18 protein-coding genes are annotated in these 19,535 nt (G+C 58.2%); 8 read left to right on the top strand and 10 right to left on the bottom strand.

Going from position 1 to position 19,535, the window contains the following annotated elements; translation table 11 throughout:
• Positions 1-420: 420 nt before the first annotated feature.
• Together AC1DQM_RS28990 and AC1DQM_RS28995 are read left to right on the top strand one after the other, a co-directional pair.
• Complete coding sequence (locus tag AC1DQM_RS28990; RefSeq protein WP_477747206.1) at positions 421-2,382, top strand: alkaline phosphatase D family protein; 1,962 nt, start codon at positions 421-423, stop codon at positions 2,380-2,382.
• Positions 2,375-2,902, top strand: coding sequence for a P-loop NTPase family protein (locus AC1DQM_RS28995; protein WP_477747207.1), 528 nt, complete (start codon positions 2,375-2,377; stop codon positions 2,900-2,902). Before AC1DQM_RS28990 ends, AC1DQM_RS28995 begins: the two co-directional genes overlap by 8 nt.
• A 122-nt stretch (positions 2,903-3,024) precedes the next feature.
• Here AC1DQM_RS28995 and AC1DQM_RS29000 read toward each other — a convergent pair whose 3' ends face one another.
• Positions 3,025-4,200, bottom strand: coding sequence for an aspartate aminotransferase family protein (locus AC1DQM_RS29000; protein ID WP_018930169.1), 1,176 nt, complete (start codon positions 4,198-4,200; stop codon positions 3,025-3,027).
• A gap of 102 nt (positions 4,201-4,302) precedes the next feature.
• Here AC1DQM_RS29000 and AC1DQM_RS29005 point away from each other — a divergent pair, with 102 nt between their 5' ends.
• Both AC1DQM_RS29005 and AC1DQM_RS29010 read left to right on the top strand, forming a co-directional pair.
• Positions 4,303-5,208, top strand: a complete 906-nt coding sequence (locus tag AC1DQM_RS29005) for a LysR family transcriptional regulator (protein WP_026286730.1) — start codon at positions 4,303-4,305, stop codon at positions 5,206-5,208.
• Between the two features lie 75 nt (positions 5,209-5,283).
• Positions 5,284-6,297 (top strand): sensor domain-containing diguanylate cyclase, encoded by a 1,014-nt coding sequence (locus AC1DQM_RS29010; RefSeq protein ID WP_064616222.1) that lies wholly within the window; start codon positions 5,284-5,286, stop codon positions 6,295-6,297.
• Between the two features lie 15 nt (positions 6,298-6,312).
• Here AC1DQM_RS29010 and msrA read toward each other — a convergent pair whose 3' ends face one another.
• From msrA to msrB, 3 genes are read right to left on the bottom strand one after another with little or no spacing between them, the layout of a single operon-like run.
• Complete coding sequence (gene msrA / locus AC1DQM_RS29015) at positions 6,313-7,029, bottom strand: peptide-methionine (S)-S-oxide reductase MsrA (RefSeq protein ID WP_477747208.1); 717 nt, start codon at positions 7,027-7,029, stop codon at positions 6,313-6,315.
• 28 nt (positions 7,030-7,057) lie between these two features.
• The gene (locus tag AC1DQM_RS29020; protein ID WP_477747209.1) at positions 7,058-8,857 is read right to left on the bottom strand and encodes a cytochrome c biogenesis protein DipZ; all 1,800 of its coding nucleotides are present in this window, start codon (positions 8,855-8,857) and stop codon (positions 7,058-7,060) included.
• Between the two features lie 43 nt (positions 8,858-8,900).
• A complete protein-coding gene (gene msrB, locus AC1DQM_RS29025) occupies positions 8,901-9,416 on the bottom strand; it encodes a peptide-methionine (R)-S-oxide reductase MsrB (protein ID WP_018930164.1) in 516 nt (171 codons plus the stop codon).
• Between the two features lie 152 nt (positions 9,417-9,568).
• On the opposite strand from msrB, the gene AC1DQM_RS29030 reads away from it, so the two are divergent.
• The 4 genes from AC1DQM_RS29030 (at position 9,569) to AC1DQM_RS29045 (ending at position 13,228) form a co-directional block, all read left to right on the top strand.
• A complete protein-coding gene (locus AC1DQM_RS29030) occupies positions 9,569-10,285 on the top strand; it encodes a response regulator transcription factor (RefSeq protein ID WP_018930163.1) in 717 nt (238 codons plus the stop codon).
• The gene (locus AC1DQM_RS29035) at positions 10,282-11,805 is read left to right on the top strand and encodes a sensor histidine kinase (protein ID WP_477747210.1); all 1,524 of its coding nucleotides are present in this window, start codon (positions 10,282-10,284) and stop codon (positions 11,803-11,805) included. Before AC1DQM_RS29030 ends, AC1DQM_RS29035 begins: the two co-directional genes overlap by 4 nt.
• A gap of 66 nt (positions 11,806-11,871) precedes the next feature.
• A complete protein-coding gene (locus AC1DQM_RS29040; protein WP_018930161.1) occupies positions 11,872-12,387 on the top strand; it encodes a hypothetical protein in 516 nt (171 codons plus the stop codon).
• A 136-nt stretch (positions 12,388-12,523) separates the two neighbouring features.
• Positions 12,524-13,228: a hypothetical protein gene (locus AC1DQM_RS29045; protein WP_018930160.1), complete on the top strand. Its 705-nt coding sequence runs from the start codon at positions 12,524-12,526 to the stop codon at positions 13,226-13,228.
• Between the two features lie 131 nt (positions 13,229-13,359).
• On the opposite strand, the gene cyoE is transcribed toward AC1DQM_RS29045, so the two are convergent.
• From cyoE to AC1DQM_RS29075, 6 genes are all read right to left on the bottom strand, one after another.
• The gene (cyoE, locus tag AC1DQM_RS29050; RefSeq protein WP_007941628.1) at positions 13,360-14,247 is read right to left on the bottom strand and encodes a heme o synthase; all 888 of its coding nucleotides are present in this window, start codon (positions 14,245-14,247) and stop codon (positions 13,360-13,362) included.
• A gap of 11 nt (positions 14,248-14,258) precedes the next feature.
• Complete coding sequence (cyoD, locus tag AC1DQM_RS29055) at positions 14,259-14,588, bottom strand: cytochrome o ubiquinol oxidase subunit IV (RefSeq protein ID WP_007941629.1); 330 nt, start codon at positions 14,586-14,588, stop codon at positions 14,259-14,261.
• Positions 14,589-15,215 (bottom strand): cytochrome o ubiquinol oxidase subunit III, encoded by a 627-nt coding sequence (locus AC1DQM_RS29060; RefSeq protein WP_026286729.1) that lies wholly within the window; start codon positions 15,213-15,215, stop codon positions 14,589-14,591.
• 3 nt (positions 15,216-15,218) lie between these two features.
• Complete coding sequence (gene cyoB / locus AC1DQM_RS29065; protein ID WP_018930157.1) at positions 15,219-17,249, bottom strand: cytochrome o ubiquinol oxidase subunit I; 2,031 nt, start codon at positions 17,247-17,249, stop codon at positions 15,219-15,221.
• 3 nt (positions 17,250-17,252) lie between these two features.
• Complete coding sequence (cyoA, locus tag AC1DQM_RS29070; protein ID WP_026286728.1) at positions 17,253-18,197, bottom strand: ubiquinol oxidase subunit II; 945 nt, start codon at positions 18,195-18,197, stop codon at positions 17,253-17,255.
• 827 nt (positions 18,198-19,024) lie between these two features.
• On the bottom strand, positions 19,025-19,534 hold the full coding sequence (locus tag AC1DQM_RS29075) for a disulfide bond formation protein B (RefSeq protein WP_111455310.1): 510 nt from the start codon (positions 19,532-19,534) through the stop codon (positions 19,025-19,027).
• Position 19,535 lies beyond the last annotated feature (1 nt).

The raw sequence follows: 19,535 nt of genomic DNA on the forward strand, positions 1-19,535 counted from the left end.
CTTGTGATGCTGATAATCTTGTTGACTATCAGTCTGACTCCACAAGCACCCACACGAATTGCTTGATTCAGTTGTTAAAGAGCGGTTGGTTAAGATCTTTCGTCTCAACCGAGGCGCGCATTCTACAGCAGCCTCTGTTGCTGTCAAGCAGTAAATTTCAAATTTTCTTCATGAAATTCAACTACTTGCCGCCAACTCAGTTTCAAACTCCTCGTTAGCGGGAGGCGAATAATACAGTGTTTTATTTGGTGGTCAACCACCTGTTGTAATTATTTTTACCTAATCCATGCGGCTTAGGCGCAGTACCGACTTCTGCCTCATGAGCAGTCCAGGCTTTGCTTGCATTACCCGTCGACAAACCCGCCCTCTTTACCAGCTGCGCTATGATCGCGCCCCTCTGCGCCAGGATTCTTGAACGGGATGTCCATGTCTTTGCCACTAGCTGACGCTCATCAATCATTACCACCCGTACTCGTCGGCCCGTTATTGCGGCGCCTGGAACCTGCGCGGCTGGTGCTCTGGCTGGTCGGGTCGCGTGCGCTGGCGCTGACGCTGCGCCTGCAAGGCATCGATATCCGCCTCAATGCGGATCAATGCACGATCATTCCCGTCGGCACTCATGCCTTTATTCATCTAATCGATGTACCGCTGAACACCGCCCTGCCCTGCGACACGCTAATCGAGTACGACCTGCTGATCACCGAGGCGGATGGCGCTCCGTCGGGCATCGCCGAATGGGCACCTCACCTACTATATGGCGAAGCGCGCTGCCCGAACTTTGTGTTGCGCTCACAGATCGATCAGTTGCTGCATGGCTCCTGCCGTAAACCTCACCATCCGGCGGCCGATGGCTTGCTGTGTGTCGACCGGTTGCTCGCGTCAGAGCCGGACGCAAGCAAGCGTCCGGCTCTATTAATGATGAGCGGCGATCAGGTGTATGCAGATGATGTCGCGGGGCCAATGCTGCGTGCAATTCATGCCTTGATCGAACGCCTGGGGTTGTTCGACGAACACCTCGACGGCGCAGTGGTCAGCGTCAGCACCAAACTCTACGAACATCCGGCCAGTTACTACCATCGTGCGGATTTGTTACCGGCACTTGAGAGCAACGAAACCCTGCGCGAGCGATTTTTCGGTGGGGTGAGTAAGCCGATTTTCACCAGCAGCAGCGCCGACAATCATTTGGTGACCTTCGCCGAAGTCATGGCCATGTACCTGCTGGTGTGGTCGCCAACGCCCTGGACGTTGATCGCGCCGCAACCACCGACACTGACGCCCGAACGACGCAAGCGTTATGCCCTGGAGCAGACGCGCATCGATGGGTTCAAGGCGGGGCTGGGTGGCGTCGCGCGAGCGATGGCGCATTTGCCATGCCTGATGATTTTCGATGACCACGATATTACCGATGACTGGAATCTTTCTGCGCAATGGGAGGAAACGGCCTACAACCATCCGTTCTCCAAGCGCATCATCGGCAACGCGCTGCTTGCTTATATGTTGTGTCAGGGTTGGGGCAACAACCCGGATGCGTTTGGCAACGTACTGGAAAAAACCCGCTTATTGAGCGTCACGGGGCAAGACCATCACCTCGACAGCGAGATCCAGGACGAATTGATCGATGAACTGCTGAGTTTTCAGCAGTGGCATTACGTGCTGCCCACCCGCCCGGCGCTGGTGGTGCTCGACACCCGCACCCGGCGCTGGCGTAGCGAGATGAATCTCAAGCAGCCGTCGGGCCTGCTGGACTGGGAAGCGCTCAGTGAGCTGCAACAGGAATTGCTCGATCATTCTTCGGCGATCATCGTCTCACCGGCGCCGATCTTCGGCGTCAAATTGATCGAAACCGTACAGCGCGTGTTCAGTTGGTGCGGTTACCCACTGCTGGTGGACGCCGAAAACTGGATGGCTCATCGCGGCGCGGCTCAGGTGATCCTGAACATTTTCCGACACTCCCGCACACCCGGTAACTACGTGGTGCTGTCCGGTGATGTGCATTATTCCTTCGTCTATGAAGTATTGATCCGACACCGCAAGGCCGGCCCGCGTATCTGGCAGATCACCAGCAGCGGCATCAAAAACGAATTCCCACCCGCCCTGCTCGAATGGTTCGACCGCCTCAACCGTTGGCTCTACTCGCCCCGCTCGCCCCTTAACTGGCTGACCAAACGCCGACGCATGCGCATTGTTCCGCACATCCCCGAACACGCCGAAGCAGGGGAACGGTTGTGGAACTCGGCAGGAATTGGCCAAGTGTTCTTCAATGAAAAGGGCCAGCCACAGGATATTTATCAATTCAATGCGGATGGATCGCCGAAGACGCGAATGATCGCGCCAGAAATGTCCGAAACAGCCGACTGCCTTCGCACGAATGACCATGAGTAATCATTACCCGGCCCCCCTAAACCTCACTCGAACCCTGATCATCGGCAATTCCGGCTCGGGCAAGAGCTGGCTGGCCAAACGACTGGCCGAGCATCTGCAAGTGCCTTGTACCGATCTCGACCTGATTCACTGGATATCCGATGAACACAGCATCGCCCGTCCCCGCAACGAAGCACTGGGAATGGCGCGGGTGGCGGCGAGTGAAGAGCGTTGGGTTATCGAGGGTGTTTACGGCTGGATGGTCAGCGAACTTGTGGAGCAGGCCACTGCGCTGATCTGGCTGTGTCTGGAGGACGAAGATTGCGTGAACAACATTCGCCAGCGAGAAGCGAGGCGGGACGAGAAGGAAGAGTTGCTGATTGCGTTACTCGATTGGGCCGGCAGCTACCGTACTCGCCAAGGGTCCAGTGGATTTGCCACCCATCAGCGTTTGTTTGACCGGTTTAGCGGCTCAAAACTTCAACTGATGAACCGGGCTGAAGTCTGCGCTTTCGTCAGTACGGTGCAACAAACCAATTGATAGCCCCGCAAGATAGCCCCCGCAATTTTCTTTGAGGGCTATTTCACTCAGGGAGACACCGATTTTGTCGGAGCTGCCGAAGGCTGCTCCTACAAAGGGAAGCGGTGTATACACAGAAGGTGTCAGGCCGCTTTCACCGCCCGCCCCACCCCTCTGACAATCATTTCCACTTCCCGCTCATCGATCGTCAGCGGTGGCAGCAGGCGAATGGTCTTGCCCCGTGTCACGTTGATCAGCAAACCGTGATCCCGCGCGGCAATCAAGGTCAGGTCGCGGATTGGTTGGGCGAGTTCGATACCGATCATCAAGCCCTGGCCACGGATTACCAGGACGTTCGGGTCGTCGGCCAGTTCGACGCGCAATCTGGCAAGCAGGCGTTCGCCCTGAAGTCTGGCGTTTTCCAGCAGGCCTTGTTCCTCGATGATCTCCAGCACGGTGCAACCCACCCGACACGCCAGCGGATTGCCGCCGAATGTACTGCCGTGGCTGCCAGGTGTGAATAAATCCGCAGCCCTGCCCCTAGCCAGGCAGGCACCGATGGGCACTCCGTTACCCAGGCCTTTGGCCAAGGTCATGACGTCCGGGATGATGCCTTCGTGCTGAAACGCAAACCACTGGCCGGTACGGCCGATGCCGGTCTGGATTTCGTCGAGCATCATTAACCAGGCGCGCCGGTCACAGAGCTCGCGCACCGCTTTGAGATAACCAGGCGGCGCCACTTGCACACCACTTTCGCCCTGAATCGGCTCCATCAGAATCGCCACAATGCGTGGGCCGTGGGCTTTCTGCGCCTTCTCCAGGGCAGCGAGGTCGCCGAATGGCACTTTAATGAAGTCCCCCGGCAACTTGTTATACCCCAGGCGCACCGCCGGGCCGTCACTGGCCGACAAGGTGCCGAGGGTCCGTCCGTGGAAAGCGTTCTCCATGACCACTACCAGCGGCTGCTCGATGCCTTTGTGCCAGCCGTAAAGCCGCGCAAGTTTCAGCGCGGTTTCGTTGGCTTCGGCACCGGAGTTATTGAAGAACGCCCGCTCCATGCCCGACAGCCGAACCAGTTTCTGCGCCAGCCGCTGTTGCCAGTCGATGCTGTACAGGTTGGATGTGTGCAACAGCAACCCGGCCTGTTCGCTGATGGCCGACACGATTCGCGGATGGGAATGGCCGACGTTGGTCACCGCCACGCCCGCCACCGCGTCCAGGTATTCACGACCGGCCTGATCCCACAGGCGCGTGCCCAGGCCTTTACTGAAACTCAGGGCCAAAGGTTGGTAAGTGCTCATCAGGCAGGTGGCAGTCATGACATCAAGCTCCATCAATAGTCGGTGTTTTTGCAGTATGGTTAGCCACCTGAGCTGGATAAATACCGCAACACTTCAATCATTTTAAAGCTGAGCTTGATAATGGATTTATTCCAGGCAATGACCGTTTACGTAAGAGTGGTGGAAGCCGGCAGCATGACCGCCGCCGCTTTGCAGTGCGAAATGTCCACGACCATGGTCGGTAATCATCTGCGGGCTCTGGAGCAACGCCTGGGTGTGCGCTTGCTCAACCGTACGACACGGCGTCAGCGTTTGACGGAATTCGGCACGGCGTACTATCAGCGGTGTCTCGAAGTGCTGGGGCTGGTGGCTGACTCCGAACGCCTGGCCGAACAAACCCTCGACGAGCCGAGCGGCACTCTGCGCATCACCGCACCGCTGACCTTCGGCACCGAACGGCTCGCACCGGCCCTGAGCGAATTCACCCTGCGCTGCCCGCAAGTCAAACTCGATGTCGTTTTGACCAACCAGCGCCTGGACTTGCTCGACAACGGTTTCGACGTGGCGATTCGTCTGGGCACGACCGAACTGTCCAACATGATTTCTCGCCCGCTCATCGACTACACGATGACCCTGTGCGCATCGAAGGATTATCTGGAGCGTCGAGGCACACCGCAGAAACCCGCCGACCTGCAACACCATGACTGTTTGGCCTTCGCCTACCCGGCCGGAGATGACTGGCACTCGGTAGCCAAACAATGGCGCCTGAAGGGGCCCGAAGGTGAAGTCATGGTGGCGGTCAGCGGGCCGATGTTGATCAACAGCTCGGCGGGGCTGCATCAAGCGGCGCGAACCGGCATGGGCATCGTGATGGTGCCCGATGCGCTGGTGGAGCAAGACCTTCGGGACGGAAAACTGGTGGCCTTGATGCAGGACTACCAACTGCCAAGTCGGCCGATGAACCTGGTGTATGCCCAGGACCGCTACCGTTTGCCGAAATTGCGCAGCTTCGTTGACTTTGCACTGCAGTGGTGGGGCAAGCACTAGCCGGGGCAATACGCCATGAACTAATCTCCTCGACTGACGAGTCACGTTGATATCAGGACGACAGGGAGACCGATGATGGGTGAGGCATCGAAAATCGAGCCGTTGAAGTTCGATCTGTCAGATTTTAACGAAGACATGCTGCACACCATTCTGGAACTGGTCAGCGATGGTATCTGGGACTGGAACGCCAACACCGGGTTCGTCTATCGCAACCCCGGGTGGTACGAGATGCTCGGCTATACGCCTCATTCCCTGGACAACAATGTGTTGACCTGGGAAAACGTGATCCACCCCGACGATTATTCGCGGGTCATGGCGTTGTTTGATGACTACCTGGATCAGCGCGCTCCCGGTTATCAGGCCGAGTATCGCTGCCGCATGCGCGATGGCACTTACACCTGGATCGAGGATCGCGGCTACGTGCTGGCACGTAATGCCGACGGCTCGGTGGCGCGAATGATCGGCGCGCACCGCAGCATCGAAGACAAGAAACGCCTGATCGAAGAAATGGAGCGGCGTAATCAATCCCTGGAAGCCATCGTCAAGGAACGCACTCGGGAGTTGTCCCGGGTCAATCAGCAGTTACAGATTCAACTCGAAGAAAATCGCAAATTGGCAGAAACCGATGTGCTGACCGGCATCGCCAATCGCTATCGACTGGAGAAAACCCTGCCCAAGGAATGCGACCGCGCCCAACGCTTCCGCGAACCCCTGTCGCTGATCGCCATGGACCTCGATGACTTCAAAAACATCAACGATCACTACGGTCACGCCTTGGGAGATGCAGCGTTGGTGCAAGTGATCGAGAGTGTGAAGCACTGCGTGCGCAAAGGCGATCTGTTGGCGCGCTGGGGCGGTGACGAATTCATCCTGATTTTGCCCAATACCTTGTTGGCCGACGCCAGGTCACTCGCTGAAAGAATCCGTCATGGCCTGGCGAGCCTGCTACCGGTCGGGGACTATCAAGTGACCATGAGTTTTGGCGTGGTGCAGCGCTTTGAAGAAGAACAACAGACCGGGTTGCTGGCCAGGGCCGATCAGGCGTTGTATCGGTCGAAAATCGCGGGCAAGAACCTGATTTCTGGGTGAGGCGACTCCGTCCTGTCAGCCGCCCTGCATGCCCGCTTTCACCAATACTGGTTTTTCCTGATACCGATCCGGATACAGTTGCTTCAACTGCGCCACTTTCGACAGGTCATTGATCACGATGTAGGGGTATGTCGGATGCTCGGTCAGGAAGTCCTGATGCTCCTCTTCCGCCGGGTAGAAACCGTTGTAGCTTTCCAGCTTGGTGACAATCGGTTTATTGAACGAATGGGCAGCGTCGAGCTGGGTGATGTAAGCCTGGGCGACGCGTTGCTGTTCGGTGCTTTTCGGGAATAGCGCCGACCGATACTGAGTGCCTCGGTCCGGGCCCTGGCGGTTGAGTTCGGTGGGGTTGTGGGCCACCGAGAAATAGATCTGCAGCAGGCTTCCGTAACTGACCTGAGCGGGATCGAAGGTCACTTCGACGGCCTCCGCATGGCCGGTGTCACCCTCGCTGACCCGCTCGTATTGAGCGGTATTGGCTGCGCCACCGGCATAACCGGAAACCGCATTTTTCACCCCTTTGACATGCTGGAACACGCCTTGGACGCCCCAGAAGCAACCGCCGGCAAAAACCGCCGTTTCGCTGTGCGCCTGGGTGGTTTCGTCAAGCGTCGGCGCCGGGATGATGACCGCCTCTTCGGCGCCTGCGAACGAGAATGCAGAGCACTGACCAATTACGCTGGCGGCGGCCAAACCCAGAAATGTGCGACGCCAGTTGAATGGGGTTTTCATGGGCTGTCTCCTGAATGAATGGGGGCTATCAACCAAAGGTAAACGCATACGCCGACACACCCGGATCGAGAAACTCGATGCTGAAAGTCCGGTCCTTTACGCCTGTGGTCTGGCGTACCAGTTGATACAACCGCTGCTCGGTGACGCTGCCGCGGCCATCAGGCGCGACGTCGATACCGTGGGCATCACCTGGGGGCTTGCCGTCGATCAACACTTTGAAACGCACCGGTTTACCGTCAGCACCGGGGCCCAACACCAAGTGCAAGTCGCGAGCGTGAAAGCGATAGACGATACGACTGGCCGCAGCATTTGAAACGGCCCGCTCCGGACCGACAGCCCATTGACCGTCCAGGCTCCAGTCATTGAGGGCCAGTTGTGACGGTGGCTTATAGGCAGTCGCCTTGTCCGGCACCAGACTGGTTTCAGAGGCGAAATGCTCCATCCGCCGGTAGCCGACATAGGTTTCGGGCGATTGCACTTCATTCATGTCCGGGGCGAGTTGAACACCCTGGGCGTTGGCATTGATCAGCCCCTGCGCGACTTTCGCCGCTCCCGCCTCACGCAACAGTTGCTGAATCACTTGCTCGGACTCGGCGTACTTGCCTTCACCAAAATGGTGATAACGAATGCGTCCCTGAGCATCGGCAAAGTAATGGGCCGGCCAGTATTCGTTGTTGAAAGCACGCCAGATCTTGTAGTCATTATCGATGGCCACCGGGTAGGTGATGCCCAGGTCCTTCATGGCTTTGGTGACATTGCCCACATCCCGTTCGAAGGCAAACTCGGGCGCATGGACACCGATCACCACCAAACCCTGATCGCGATACTTCTCAGCCCAGGCCTTCACATACGGCAGGGTGCGCAGGCAGTTGATGCAGGAGTAAGTCCAGAAATCCACCAGCACGACCTTGCCCTTCAACGCCTGAGCGGTGAGTGGGGGCGAGTTGAGCCATTGCACGGCGCCGTCCAGGGATGGAAGGCTGCCCTCAATCGGCAGCGCGTTCGCGGTCACTTTCATCGCATCTCCAGCGGCCATCATGCCGCCGGCGGGTTGATCGCCGGCCCGTGGAATCTGCGCCATCATCGCCCCGCTGTTGGCCGGAGTCTTACTGGCCAACCGGTTGACCAGCGCCTGTTCGAGACCGCCGGTGGACGCCGTTGAAACCCGCGCCAGAATCCCGGTGTCCAGTCCCAGGGCTATCGCCACCACACCAACCAACATCGCAGCGCCCAGGCCTCGACGCAGCCACTCGCCCGCGCCTATCGAGCGCTTCATTGCGGCGAAGACCTTACCGCCCAGCAGTAGTGCCGCGGCGAGAGAAGTGGCGGCACCGGCCGCGTAAGCCAGCAGCAACAGAGTGGTTGCGATGCTTGCCCCTTGCAGCGCCGCGCCGGTCAGCAGCAAACCCAGAATCGGCCCGGCGCAGGGTGCCCAGAGCAGGCCCGTGGCGACGCCGATCAGGAATGAAGCGCCGGGACGCGGCCGGGCATCGGCGCCCGCGGCTTGCGACAGCCGACCGCCGGCTGCCACCAGTGGACGCGTCAGGCGTTCGGCCAACCGCGGCAGCAACAGCGTCAACCCGAACAGTGCAACGAACAGCAACGCGAGCCAGCGACCGTATTGGTTGACTTGCACCACCCAACCGCCGCCCACCGCCGCCAACGAGGCGACGAGCGCGAAGGTCAGCGCCATCCCCGCCAGCAGCGGCAAGCCACTTTTCATAAATGGCTGCCCGGTGCGAGCGAAGACAAAGGGCAATACCGGCAGAATGCACGGGCTGACAATCGTCAGCACACCACCGAGATAAGCGAGGACCAGAAGCCACATAACGTCGACCTACATGAAGTGAGTGAAAGGAAGTGCCCATGGATCACGCCTGTGGCTTGAAGGTCAGCGCCAGGCCGTTCATGCAGTAGCGCAGACCGGTGGGCTTTGGCCCATCCTCGAAGACATGCCCCAGATGACCGCCGCAACGACGACAGTGCACCTCTTCGCGTAATACACCGAAGGAGCGGTCCTGTCGGGTGGCCACCGCGTTGTCCAGGGGGGCCCAGAAACTCGGCCAGCCAGTACGACTGTCGAACTTGGTGTCGGAAGAAAACAACGGCAGATCACAACCGGCGCAGGCAAAAACGCCTTTGCGGTGCTCGTTGTTCAGCGGGCTGCTGTAGGCCCGTTCGGTGCCCTCTTCGCGCAGTATTTCGTACTGCTCGGCGCTGAGCCGGGCATGCCATTCGCTGTCGCTGTGGGTCACCTCGAAAACCTCCTGCGCGCGGGCTTCATCGACCAGCGCAACGCTTGTGGAAAATTTTGGCAATACACCGATCACCAGGGCTGCAGCCCCCAGCCCGCCGCTCGCTACAAGAAACTGTCGCCGTGAAAACATGGCCTTCTCCAAAATTCCAGGTGCCTTGCATGGAACACAGCCTAGGCTTGAGTTGATCGCCAAATCCTCACGAGGAGTTAAATAATTCGTGATAACTCAACCTCAGGAAAACCCGCACAATGTGTTCATTGCGTCACAAAGGATTGAGCTCCATGGAACAGACCAAACGCGTCCTGGTGGTCGAGGACGACCTGCACATCGCCGACCTTATCTGCCTGCATCTGCGCGATGAGCAGTTCGAGGTGGTGCACTGCGCCGACGGCGACGAGGGCATGCGTCTGTTGCAGCAAGGAAGCTGGGACGCACTGATCCTCGACCTGATGCTGCCCGGCGTCGATGGCCTGGAAATCTGCCGCCGCGCACGGGCCATGGCCCGTTACACACCGATCATCATCACCAGTGCGCGCTCCAGCGAAGTGCATCGGATTCTGGGACTGGAGCTGGGCGCCGACGATTACCTGGCCAAACCCTTTTCCATGCTCGAGCTGGTGGCACGGGTCAAGGCACTGCTGCGACGGGTCGACGCCATGGCCCGCAATCTGAAAATGGATGCTGGCAGTCTGATCAGCGATGGCCTGTCCATCGACCCGATCACCCGTGAAGTCTCCCTCGACGGCCGGCGTCTTGACCTCACGCCACGGGAATTCGACCTGCTGTACTTCTTTGTCCGTCAGCCTGGCAAAGTCTTCTCGCGCATGGACCTGCTCAATGCGGTGTGGGGCTACAGCCACGAAGGCTATGAACACACGGTCAACACTCATATCAACCGCCTGCGGGCAAAGATCGAGGCCGATCCGGCGCAACCGGCGCGCATCCTCACGGTGTGGGGCCGTGGCTACAAATTCGCAGCAAGCGGAGAGCAGCCATGAGGCTGACCCTGACTCAACGCCTGTCCCTGGTGTTCGCCGTGCTGTTGCTGGTGTGCAGCGGCACCTCGGTATGGATGCAGGTGCGCTCCAACCAGATGCATGAGCTGGAAGTGGTGCAAGGCTTGTCGCGGGATCTGGCGCAACACATCGCCCACGACACCGTGCTGATGGACCGCAATGGCCCGATGCCCAATGCCGTGCATGAACTGTTCAGCCAGCTGATGCTGGTCAATCCCAGTGTCGAGGTCTATCTGTTGGACACCGGTGGCCGGATTGTCGGCAGCGCCGCGCCCGAAGGCCGAATACACAGGGAGCAGGTCGATCTGCTGCCAATCCAGCGCTTGCTCAAGGGCGAGGCATTGCCGATTCTCGGCGACGATCCGCGCAGCGTCGATGGCCGCAAGGTGTTCAGCGCCGCGCCTTTACGGGTCAACGGTCAGCCGGCCGGTTATTTGTATGTGGTGTTGCTCAGCGAAGCGCATGACCGCTTCGCCGAGCGCGGAGCCACCAGCGCCGCACTCAATACCGCGTTGTTGTCCATCGGACTGGTGGCGTTGCTGTGCCTGATTGCCGGCCTCACGGCATTCGCCCTGATCACCCGGCCATTGCGTCGCTTGACCGAGAAAGTCAGTCAGTTCGATATCAACGGCGTTCCGACCGCTTCGCCCGAACCTGAGCCGGAGCCCATGGAAAAGGCCGCCAGCCACGATGAAATAGCCGTACTCGACGCAGCCTTCCGACAGATGCAAGCGCGCCTCGGTGAACAATGGCGCTCGCTGACCCGTCAGGATCAGGAGCGTCGCGAACTGGTGGCCAACATCTCCCACGACCTGCGCACACCGCTGGCCTCGCTGCACGGTTACCTGGAAACCCTTTCGCTCAAGGACGCCACCTTGTCCCCCGCCGATCGCCGTCGCTATCTGGGAATCGCCCTGGATCAAAGCCGCAAGGTCGGCGGCCTGGCGCAATCGTTGCTGGAACTGGTGCGGCTGGAACACGGTTTCGTGCAACCGGTGCTGGAGCGTTTCTCCCTGACTGATCTGCTGCAGGACATTTTTCAGAAGTTCGAACTCAGCGCCGAAGCGCGCCAGATTGAACTCAAGGCCACCTTCGCCCCCAACGTCGCCGTGGCCTGCGCCGACCTGGGGCTGATCGAGCGGGTGCTGACCAATTTGTTCGATAACGCCCTGCGCCACACGCCCCAAGGGGGAGAAATCGAACTCAGCCTCCGCCCCCAAGGGGCTTTTATCGAAGTGACCGTCAGCGACACCGGTCCTGGCATCGCCCCCCAACTGCGTGAAGGTCTGTTCCTGCGGCCATTCAACATTGGCGGCGCACGGCGCGATGGCGGGCTGGGGCTGCGGATCGTGCACCGGATCCTGCAATTGCACGGTCGCGAGATCGAGCTGATTGATGTGCCGGGACGCGGCGCGACTTTTCGCTTCTCCTTGCCGGTGGATGAGCAAACGGCGGAGCAATGGATGACTCGTTCGATGAATATGAATTCGACGGGGAAATAGTCGATAGCCTCGGCCATGGCAGCAGCTATTATCCGGACTCTTCATTCCCGGCACGGATGCTACGTAATGCTCAATACCCTGCAAAACACCCCGCTATGGGTTTATGCGATCTTTCTGCTGCTCTGTTACTACGGCGTCAAAGCCTTATCCCCAACCCATGAAAGCAAAACGTCGTTGCTTGTCACTCCACCGCTTTTGCTCGGCTGGTCGTTGTACTCGCTGAACCTGACGCTGAACCCTCAACTATCGATTGGCTGCTGGTTGGCCGCCGTCATTCTGGGCAGCCTCACGGCACTGGTTGTATTTGCGCACAAGGGTATTGAGCTGGATGATCCGGAAACCGGGCTGATCGTGCCGGGCACGGTTAAAACACCGGTGCTCTACCTGCTGTTTTTTGCCGTGAACTATTACTTTGGCTATCAGGATGAGGTGCATCCGGAGTTCGCCGTCACGGTTGAGATGTTGCTGCTCAAGGCCACGGCGTCAGGTTTTGTCTGCGGATTGATCAGCGGGCGGGCGCTGAAACTTTATCGGGTGCTGCTGACACTCCAGGCAAAACGCCCGCAGATGTCAGTCAGCTAAAAGCGCTCTCACCAAAAATGCAGACCAGCCACCGGTTCATCCGTGACAACGCAGCGCTGGTCCAATAGATTAGGCGGCCTGAAAAAGCCCCGTGCTTTCTCGCCTCTATCCAAGTTAAAGAAGTAGTGAAATTTCAATGTCCGATTCCAATACCGCTGAATCCGTAGTCACCTTGTCGTCCAAAGCGGAATACGAAAACTCCATCAATCTTTCACAACACGTGCCTCAGGCCAAGACCATCAGCGAGATGGTTCTGGACGCTTTTCAATCCACCCGGGAAAGCGACCAGATCCGCGAACTGCGCGCCGCGATTCGCCAGGCTCACGACAGCTTCGATGACGATAAAGCCTACGAATTGATGGGCGAACTCAAGCAATTGAAAGACGCCGAAGCGGCCGACATTGCGGCCCTGGAAGACCTGAGCAGCAAATTCCCGATCAGCCGTATTCTGTCCAGCTTCAAGGACGACCCGGCGTTCCAGGAAATCGTTTATGGCCTGGCGCTGAAAGTGCTGAACCAGACTCACCAAGCCATCAGCAACCCGAGCAGCGGCAAGAGCAAAGCGGCTCGCGCCAAAAAAGAAGTCGAAGTGTTCACCATCAGCAAGGACGGCATCAGCGTCACCCTGCCCCTGCGCACCCCGCGCTCGCGCCTGAACGTTGACCGTGAAGCGCTGGAATTCCTGGGCTTCACTTTCGTCGGCGAAGGTGAAGAAGCGGAGCTGGAAAGCGAGACGTTCCTGGACAATGCCGGGGCCGAACAACCGGTCAACCGAAAAAACATCATCACCGCGCTGCAGCAGCAGACCGCGTTCGACGGTTACAGCATCGCCGCGCAGTAACGCTAAACGCTGCACACAAAAATCCCCGCCATCGAGCGGGGATTTTTATTGCCTGTACACCAATCGTGATTAAACGAAAAAGCCCCGCCCTTCTCTCGAAGGGCGGGGCTTTTCTTTACAACATCCGACGCTTAAGGCGCGTACGTCAGCAACAACTCGCTCGGCACTTTGAAGTCCAAAGACATCATCACGCTCAACGCGGTAATGGTGAAGATCGAGAACACGAACAGCTTGCGTGCCCAGACCGTGTCATCCACTGCCTTGTAGCCGGTCCAGGCCATGTACAGCCAGTACATGCCCATGGCCGCGGCGACGGCGAGGTAGCTCATGCCGGCGTAGCCGCTGAAGGTCAGCATCAAGGTCGCCACGAGGAAGGCCAGGATGTAGAGCAGGATGTGTTTCTTGGCCACTTCAATGCCGCGCTTCACTGGCAGCACCGGAATCGATGCGGCCAGGTAATCGTTGAAGCGGAAGATTGCGATGGCGTAGGAATGCGGCATCTGCCACAGGCTGAACATCACCAGCAACGTCAGTGCGGCCATGTCGAAGTTATTGCTGACTGCGACGTAACCGATCACCGGTGGCATCGCCCCCGACAGACTGCCCACCAGCGTGCCGTGAACCGACTTGCGCTTGAGGTACAGGCTGTAGAAGCCGACGTAGATGACAAAACCGATCACCGCGAACAACGCGGCCAACGGGTTGGCCACCTTGTACAACAACGCAACGCCGGCGACACCCAGGACGGTCGCATAAGCCAGGGCCAGTTTCAGGGAGATCAAGCCCTGGACCAGCACCCGGTTCTTGGTGCGTTCCATCTTCAGGTCGATGTCGCGGTCGATGCAGTTGTTGAACACGCAACCGGAAGCCACGACCAGGGACGTGCCGATCATCGCGGCCAGGAAAATGGCCAGATCGACATGCCCTTTGGAGGCCAGGAAAAATCCGCCTGCCACAGAAAGCACGTTACCGAAAATGATCCCCGGTTTGGTGATTTGGATAAAGTGCTTAAAGGACATCCGGACTTACCTCACTTCGCCATCATGTTGGTGTGGATGCTGAACATGATCCACAGCGACAGGCCAACCAGCAGGACAATCACGATCGCGGCGAAAACAAACGCAATCACGTTGTTACGCTGCGCGGCGGAACGGTCCAGGTGGAGGAAGTACACCAGGTGCACCAGCACCTGGATAACGGCGAAAGCCAGTACGATCCACAGAGTCAGTGACTTCGGCAGCGACGGGTACATCACCAGACCGAACGGGATCAGGGTCAGGATCACCGACAGGACGAAGCCAATGACGTAGGACTTGACGCTGCCGTGACCGGCGTCGTCATGAGAGTGCGCGTTAGCCATTTACATAGTCCCCATCAGATAAACAACGGTGAATACGCAGATCCACACCACGTCCAGGAAGTGCCAGAACAGGCTCAGGCAGCTCAGACGGGTCTTGTTGGTCGCCGTCAGGCCGTTTTTCTGCACCTGGTACATCATGATCGCCATCCAGATCAGACCGCTGGTCACGTGCAGACCGTGGGTGCCGACCAGGGTGAAGAACCCGGACAGGAAGCCCGAACGGTTAGGGCCGTAGCCCTCGGAGATCAGCATGTGGAACTCGTTGATCTCCATGCCGATGAAGCCGGCACCGAACAGGAAGGTCAGGGCCAGCCAGCCCAGGACCTGCTTCTTGTTGCCACGGAAGAACGCCAGCATGGCGAAGCCGTAGGTGATCGAACTGAACAGCAGCAGAGCGGTTTCGCCCAGTACGTATGGCAGTTCGAAGATGTCGTGGCCCGACGGGCCACCCGCTACGTTGTTAACCAGTACCGCGTACGCTGCGAAGATCGACGCAAACAGAATGCAGTCGGTCATCAGGTAGAGCCAGAAACCGAATACGGTCATCTCGCCCGAGTCGTGGTGATGGTCATCATGCCCATGTCCATCGACATGGGTGTGTCCAGCATTGGTCACTAAGTTCGACATGGTTTAAGCCTGTTCCAACGAGGTTTCAACACGGGTGGTGGTGGCTGGGACTTTCCCGGCTGCTACCAGACGCTTGTGCTGCTCGGCTTCGATGCGCTCGATCACGTCGACCGGCACGTAGTAGCCTTGATCATCACGGGCCGCGTGGATCGCGAAGTAGATCACGGTGCCTGCCAGGCTGGCGATTGCCAACCACCAGATGTGCCAGATCATCGCGAAACCGAATACGGTCAACAGTGCGCCCATGACCACACCGGTCGCGGTGTTGTTTGGCATGTGGATCGGCTCGTACTTGGTCGGAGCCTTGTACGCGGTGCCGTTTTCCTTGGCTTCGGTGAACGGGTCGACAACGTCGGCTTTTGGCAGCACGGCGAAGTTGTAGAACGGAGGTGGCGAGGAGGTCGACCATTCCAGGGTGTGGGCATTCCATGGGTCGCCGTGCTCGCACATGTTCTGCGGCAGCTTGCGGTCACGGATACTCACGTACAGCTGGATCAGCTGGCAGGCGATACCCGCAGCGATCATCACCGCACCGAACATGGCAACGTACAGGTACGGCACCCACTCAGGGTTGGTGGTGGCGTTCAGACGACGGGTCATACCCATGAAGCCCAGTACATAGAGCGGCATGAACGCGACGAAGAAGCCGGAGATCCAGAACCAGAATGCTGCCTTGCCCCAGCCTTCGTGCAGCTTGAAGCCGAACGCTTTCGGGAAGTAGAAGGCGAAGCCTGCGATGTAACCGAATACCGCGCCGCCGATGATCACGTTGTGGAAGTGCGCGATCACGAACAGGCTGTTGTGCAGTACGAAGTCAGCACCCGGGATGGCCAGCAGTACGCCGGTCATGCCGCCGATGGCGAAGGTCACCATGAAGCCCAGGGTCCACATCACCTGGCTGGTGAAGCGCAGACGGCCCTGGTAGATGGTGAACAGCCAGTTGAACAGCTTCACACCCGTCGGGATGGAAATCAGCATCGTCGCCAGACCGAAGAAGGCGTTGACGCTGGCACCCGAACCCATGGTGAAGAAGTGGTGCAGCCAAACCATGAAGCCCAGGATCGAGATCGCGCCCGAAGCGTAGATCATCGAATGGTGGCCGAACAGCTTCTTGCCGGTGAAGGTCGAGATGACTTCGGAGAAGATACCGAACGCCGGCAGGATCAGGATGTAAACCTCAGGGTGACCCCAAGCCCAGAACAGGTTGACGTACATCATCGGATTACCACCAAGTTCATTGGTGAAAATGTGGAAATCCATGTAACGGTCAAGCGTCAGCAAAGCCAGGGTAGCGGTCAGGATCGGGAACGAAGCCACGATCAGGACGTTGGCCCAAGTGCAGGTCCAGGTGAAGATCGGCATGTCCATCAGCTTCATGCCAGGGGTACGCATTTTCAGCACGGTGGCCAGGAAGTTGACCCCCGTCAGCGTCGTACCTAGCCCGGATAGCTGCAGCGCCCAGATGTAGTAATCCATCCCCACGCCCGGGCTGTATTGCAGACCCGACAGCGGCGGATAGGCAACCCAACCAGTCTTGGCGAATTCGCCAACGCCCAGGGACAGGTTGATCAGCACCACGCCGGAAACCAGCAGCCAGAAGCTCAGGGAGTTCAGGAACGGGAAGGCAACGTCACGCGCGCCGATCTGCAACGGCACTGCAAGGTTCATCAGGCCGGTGAAGAATGGCATCGCCATGAAAATGATCATGATCACACCGTGGGCGGTGAAGATCTGGTCATAGTGTTCAGGTGGCAGGTAGCCAGGCGAACCCTCAGTGGCCATGGCCAACTGGGTACGCATCATGATGGCGTCGGCAAAGCCACGCAGCAGCATGACCATGGCAACGACGATGTACATCACGCCGATTTTCTTGTGGTCGACCGAGGTCAACCACTCGGTCCACAAATAGGTCCACTTCTTGAAGTAGGTGATTGCAGCGAACAGTGCCAGACCACCGAGCGCGATCATGGCGATGGTCACCATTACGATCGGTTCGTGGAACGGGACCGCTTCCCAACTTAATTTACCAAACATCGTTTACTCCTCTGCCCCGGCAGCTGAATGCGAACTCATGTCCATTCCTTCCATGGCGGCCACTTCGTGCTCTTTCTTCTCGTGGTGCACTGGCTTGCCCGGTTTCATGCCTTCGTACTTGTCGACGATGATCTGGAACAGGTTCGGCGTGACCGAGGAGTAAAGCTCGACTGGGTTGTTCTGGCTTTGTTTGGACAGGGCTGCGTATTCAGCTTGTTCAAGCTGTTTAGGTGCCTTTTTGACTTCGCTTACCCAGGCGTCGAAATCTTCCTGAGAAGTGGCGATAGCTTTGAATTTCATGCCGGTGAAACCCGCGCCGCTGTAGTTGGCGGAGATACCGTCCATTTCAGCGTTCTGGTTGGCGATCAGGTGCAGTTTGGTCTGCATGCCCGCCATCGCGTAGATCTGACCGCCCAGAGCAGGGATGAAGAACGAGTTCATCACGGCGTCGGAAGTGATCTTGAAGTTGATCGGGGTGTGCGCCGGGAACACGATCTTGTTGACCGTGGCGATGCCTTGTTCCGGGTAGATGAACAGCCACTTCCAGTCCAGCGCGACCACTTCAATGGTGACCGGCTTGACGTCGGATTCCAGCGGCTTGTAAGGATCCAGTGCGTGGGTCGACTTGTAGGTGACGTAACCCAGGGCAATGATGATCAGTACCGGAATAGTCCACACCGCGATTTCGATCTTGGTGGAGTGGGACCATTTTGGCGTGTAGACGGCGTCCTGGTTGGAAGCGCGGTATTTCCAGGCGAACAGGAACGTCATGACGATGACCGGCACGACGACCAACAGCATCAGCAGCGTTGCGGTGATGATCAGGTTTCGCTCATCCAGGCCGACCTGGCCCTTGGGATCGAGCAAGGTCATGTTGCAGCCTCCCAGCAACAACGTGCCGAGCAGCGGCAATAAGCCTAGTAGTCTGGGGTACCTGTTTTTACTCATCTCACGACCTCTAAAGCAGCTTGCGCAATGCAGTTGGGTTTTGATCGCCAACACTTCACCCTGCCAAGGGTTGGCATTTTTCTTGGATTGAATAAGGGCCTGCCCGTCGCGCGTCAGACGCGGCTCGACAATTGCTGGGCCTGCGGTGTGTTCTTATTCGAATTCGTGGTCAAGGGCCTTGTTACAGACCAATTCCATTTGGTGCGGATCGTCGGAAGGCACCGACAATGGGGGGTCGCATGAAGCCATCAGGCTTCTCGACGCCCTGTTCTACTCATAAGCCTGAGTCAGGATGAGCAGTGCCGGGAATTCAGTGCGGGCGATTGTAGATATGTAGCGATTCATAAACCATGTCTCATCCCGAAATAATTTTTATCCGTTCCAGCAACAATCATTCACGGTTTTTGCAAAAGTGGGCCATGGTATCGAAATTAATTCTCAACAAAAACACCAAAAAATGTAGGTGTACCGCGCGAAGTTCAGACAGCTTCCTGGGCTCTGCGCTCGCCTCAGACCCTGCTCTACCCCCTATGTGACAAGGGCTTTGGCCATTCGCCAGCCCCTGTTAAAACTGCCTGTTTCGGCTGATTGGCACTGAAAGCGGCAGTGGCTTGCAGAGCCTGTTTTGGGTACCTTGAGGTGTCCCGATTCCATGTCTTGAAATGACTTGCGACACTCGAGCTGTGACAACATGTCGCACACATGCCGCATCCATAATTGTCGCGCATCAAGGTCTTTTCATTTGAGCTTTGAACATGCAAAACGCCCCGGCCTCTCAACGAGGACCGGGGCGTTTTTTGTTTCCTGCAACGGTGTGGCGGACGGCCTCAGTGCAGCGCTTTGCGGTTACGCCAAGTGAGCAGCGGCACCAGCACCACGACCAGCACGAACGCCGTCAGCGCCCACTGTGCCAGGGACAAACCAAGGATCGGCGGGTACGGCGTGGAGCAGAAACCGTCGACCTGGAAGCCCAGCGGGAAGATCTTCGCCAGCGGCAGGCCGTCGACGATCGGTTGCAGCACATCGATGCCACAGCTGACTTCCGGGTACAGCTGGGTATAGACGTGATGCCCGGCCACCCCAACGCCTGCGATGGCGCTGATCACCACCAACGCCTCGAACAGCGTGATGCTGCGGCGGGTGCGCATCGCTGCGCCGATAAACGCGAAGAGCGCGATCAGCAACAATGCGTAGCGCTGCAAGATGCACAGCGGGCACGGCGCCTCGCCCAGCACCACTTGCATGTACAGCGCGCCACCGATCAGCGCCAGGCAGATGATGCCCAGCAACACCAGATAGCGCCGTTCACGTCCCAACCGCATTGTTTCCTCGCTCATC

The sequence above is a fragment of the Pseudomonas sp. 01L34 genome, assembly GCF_056400265.1.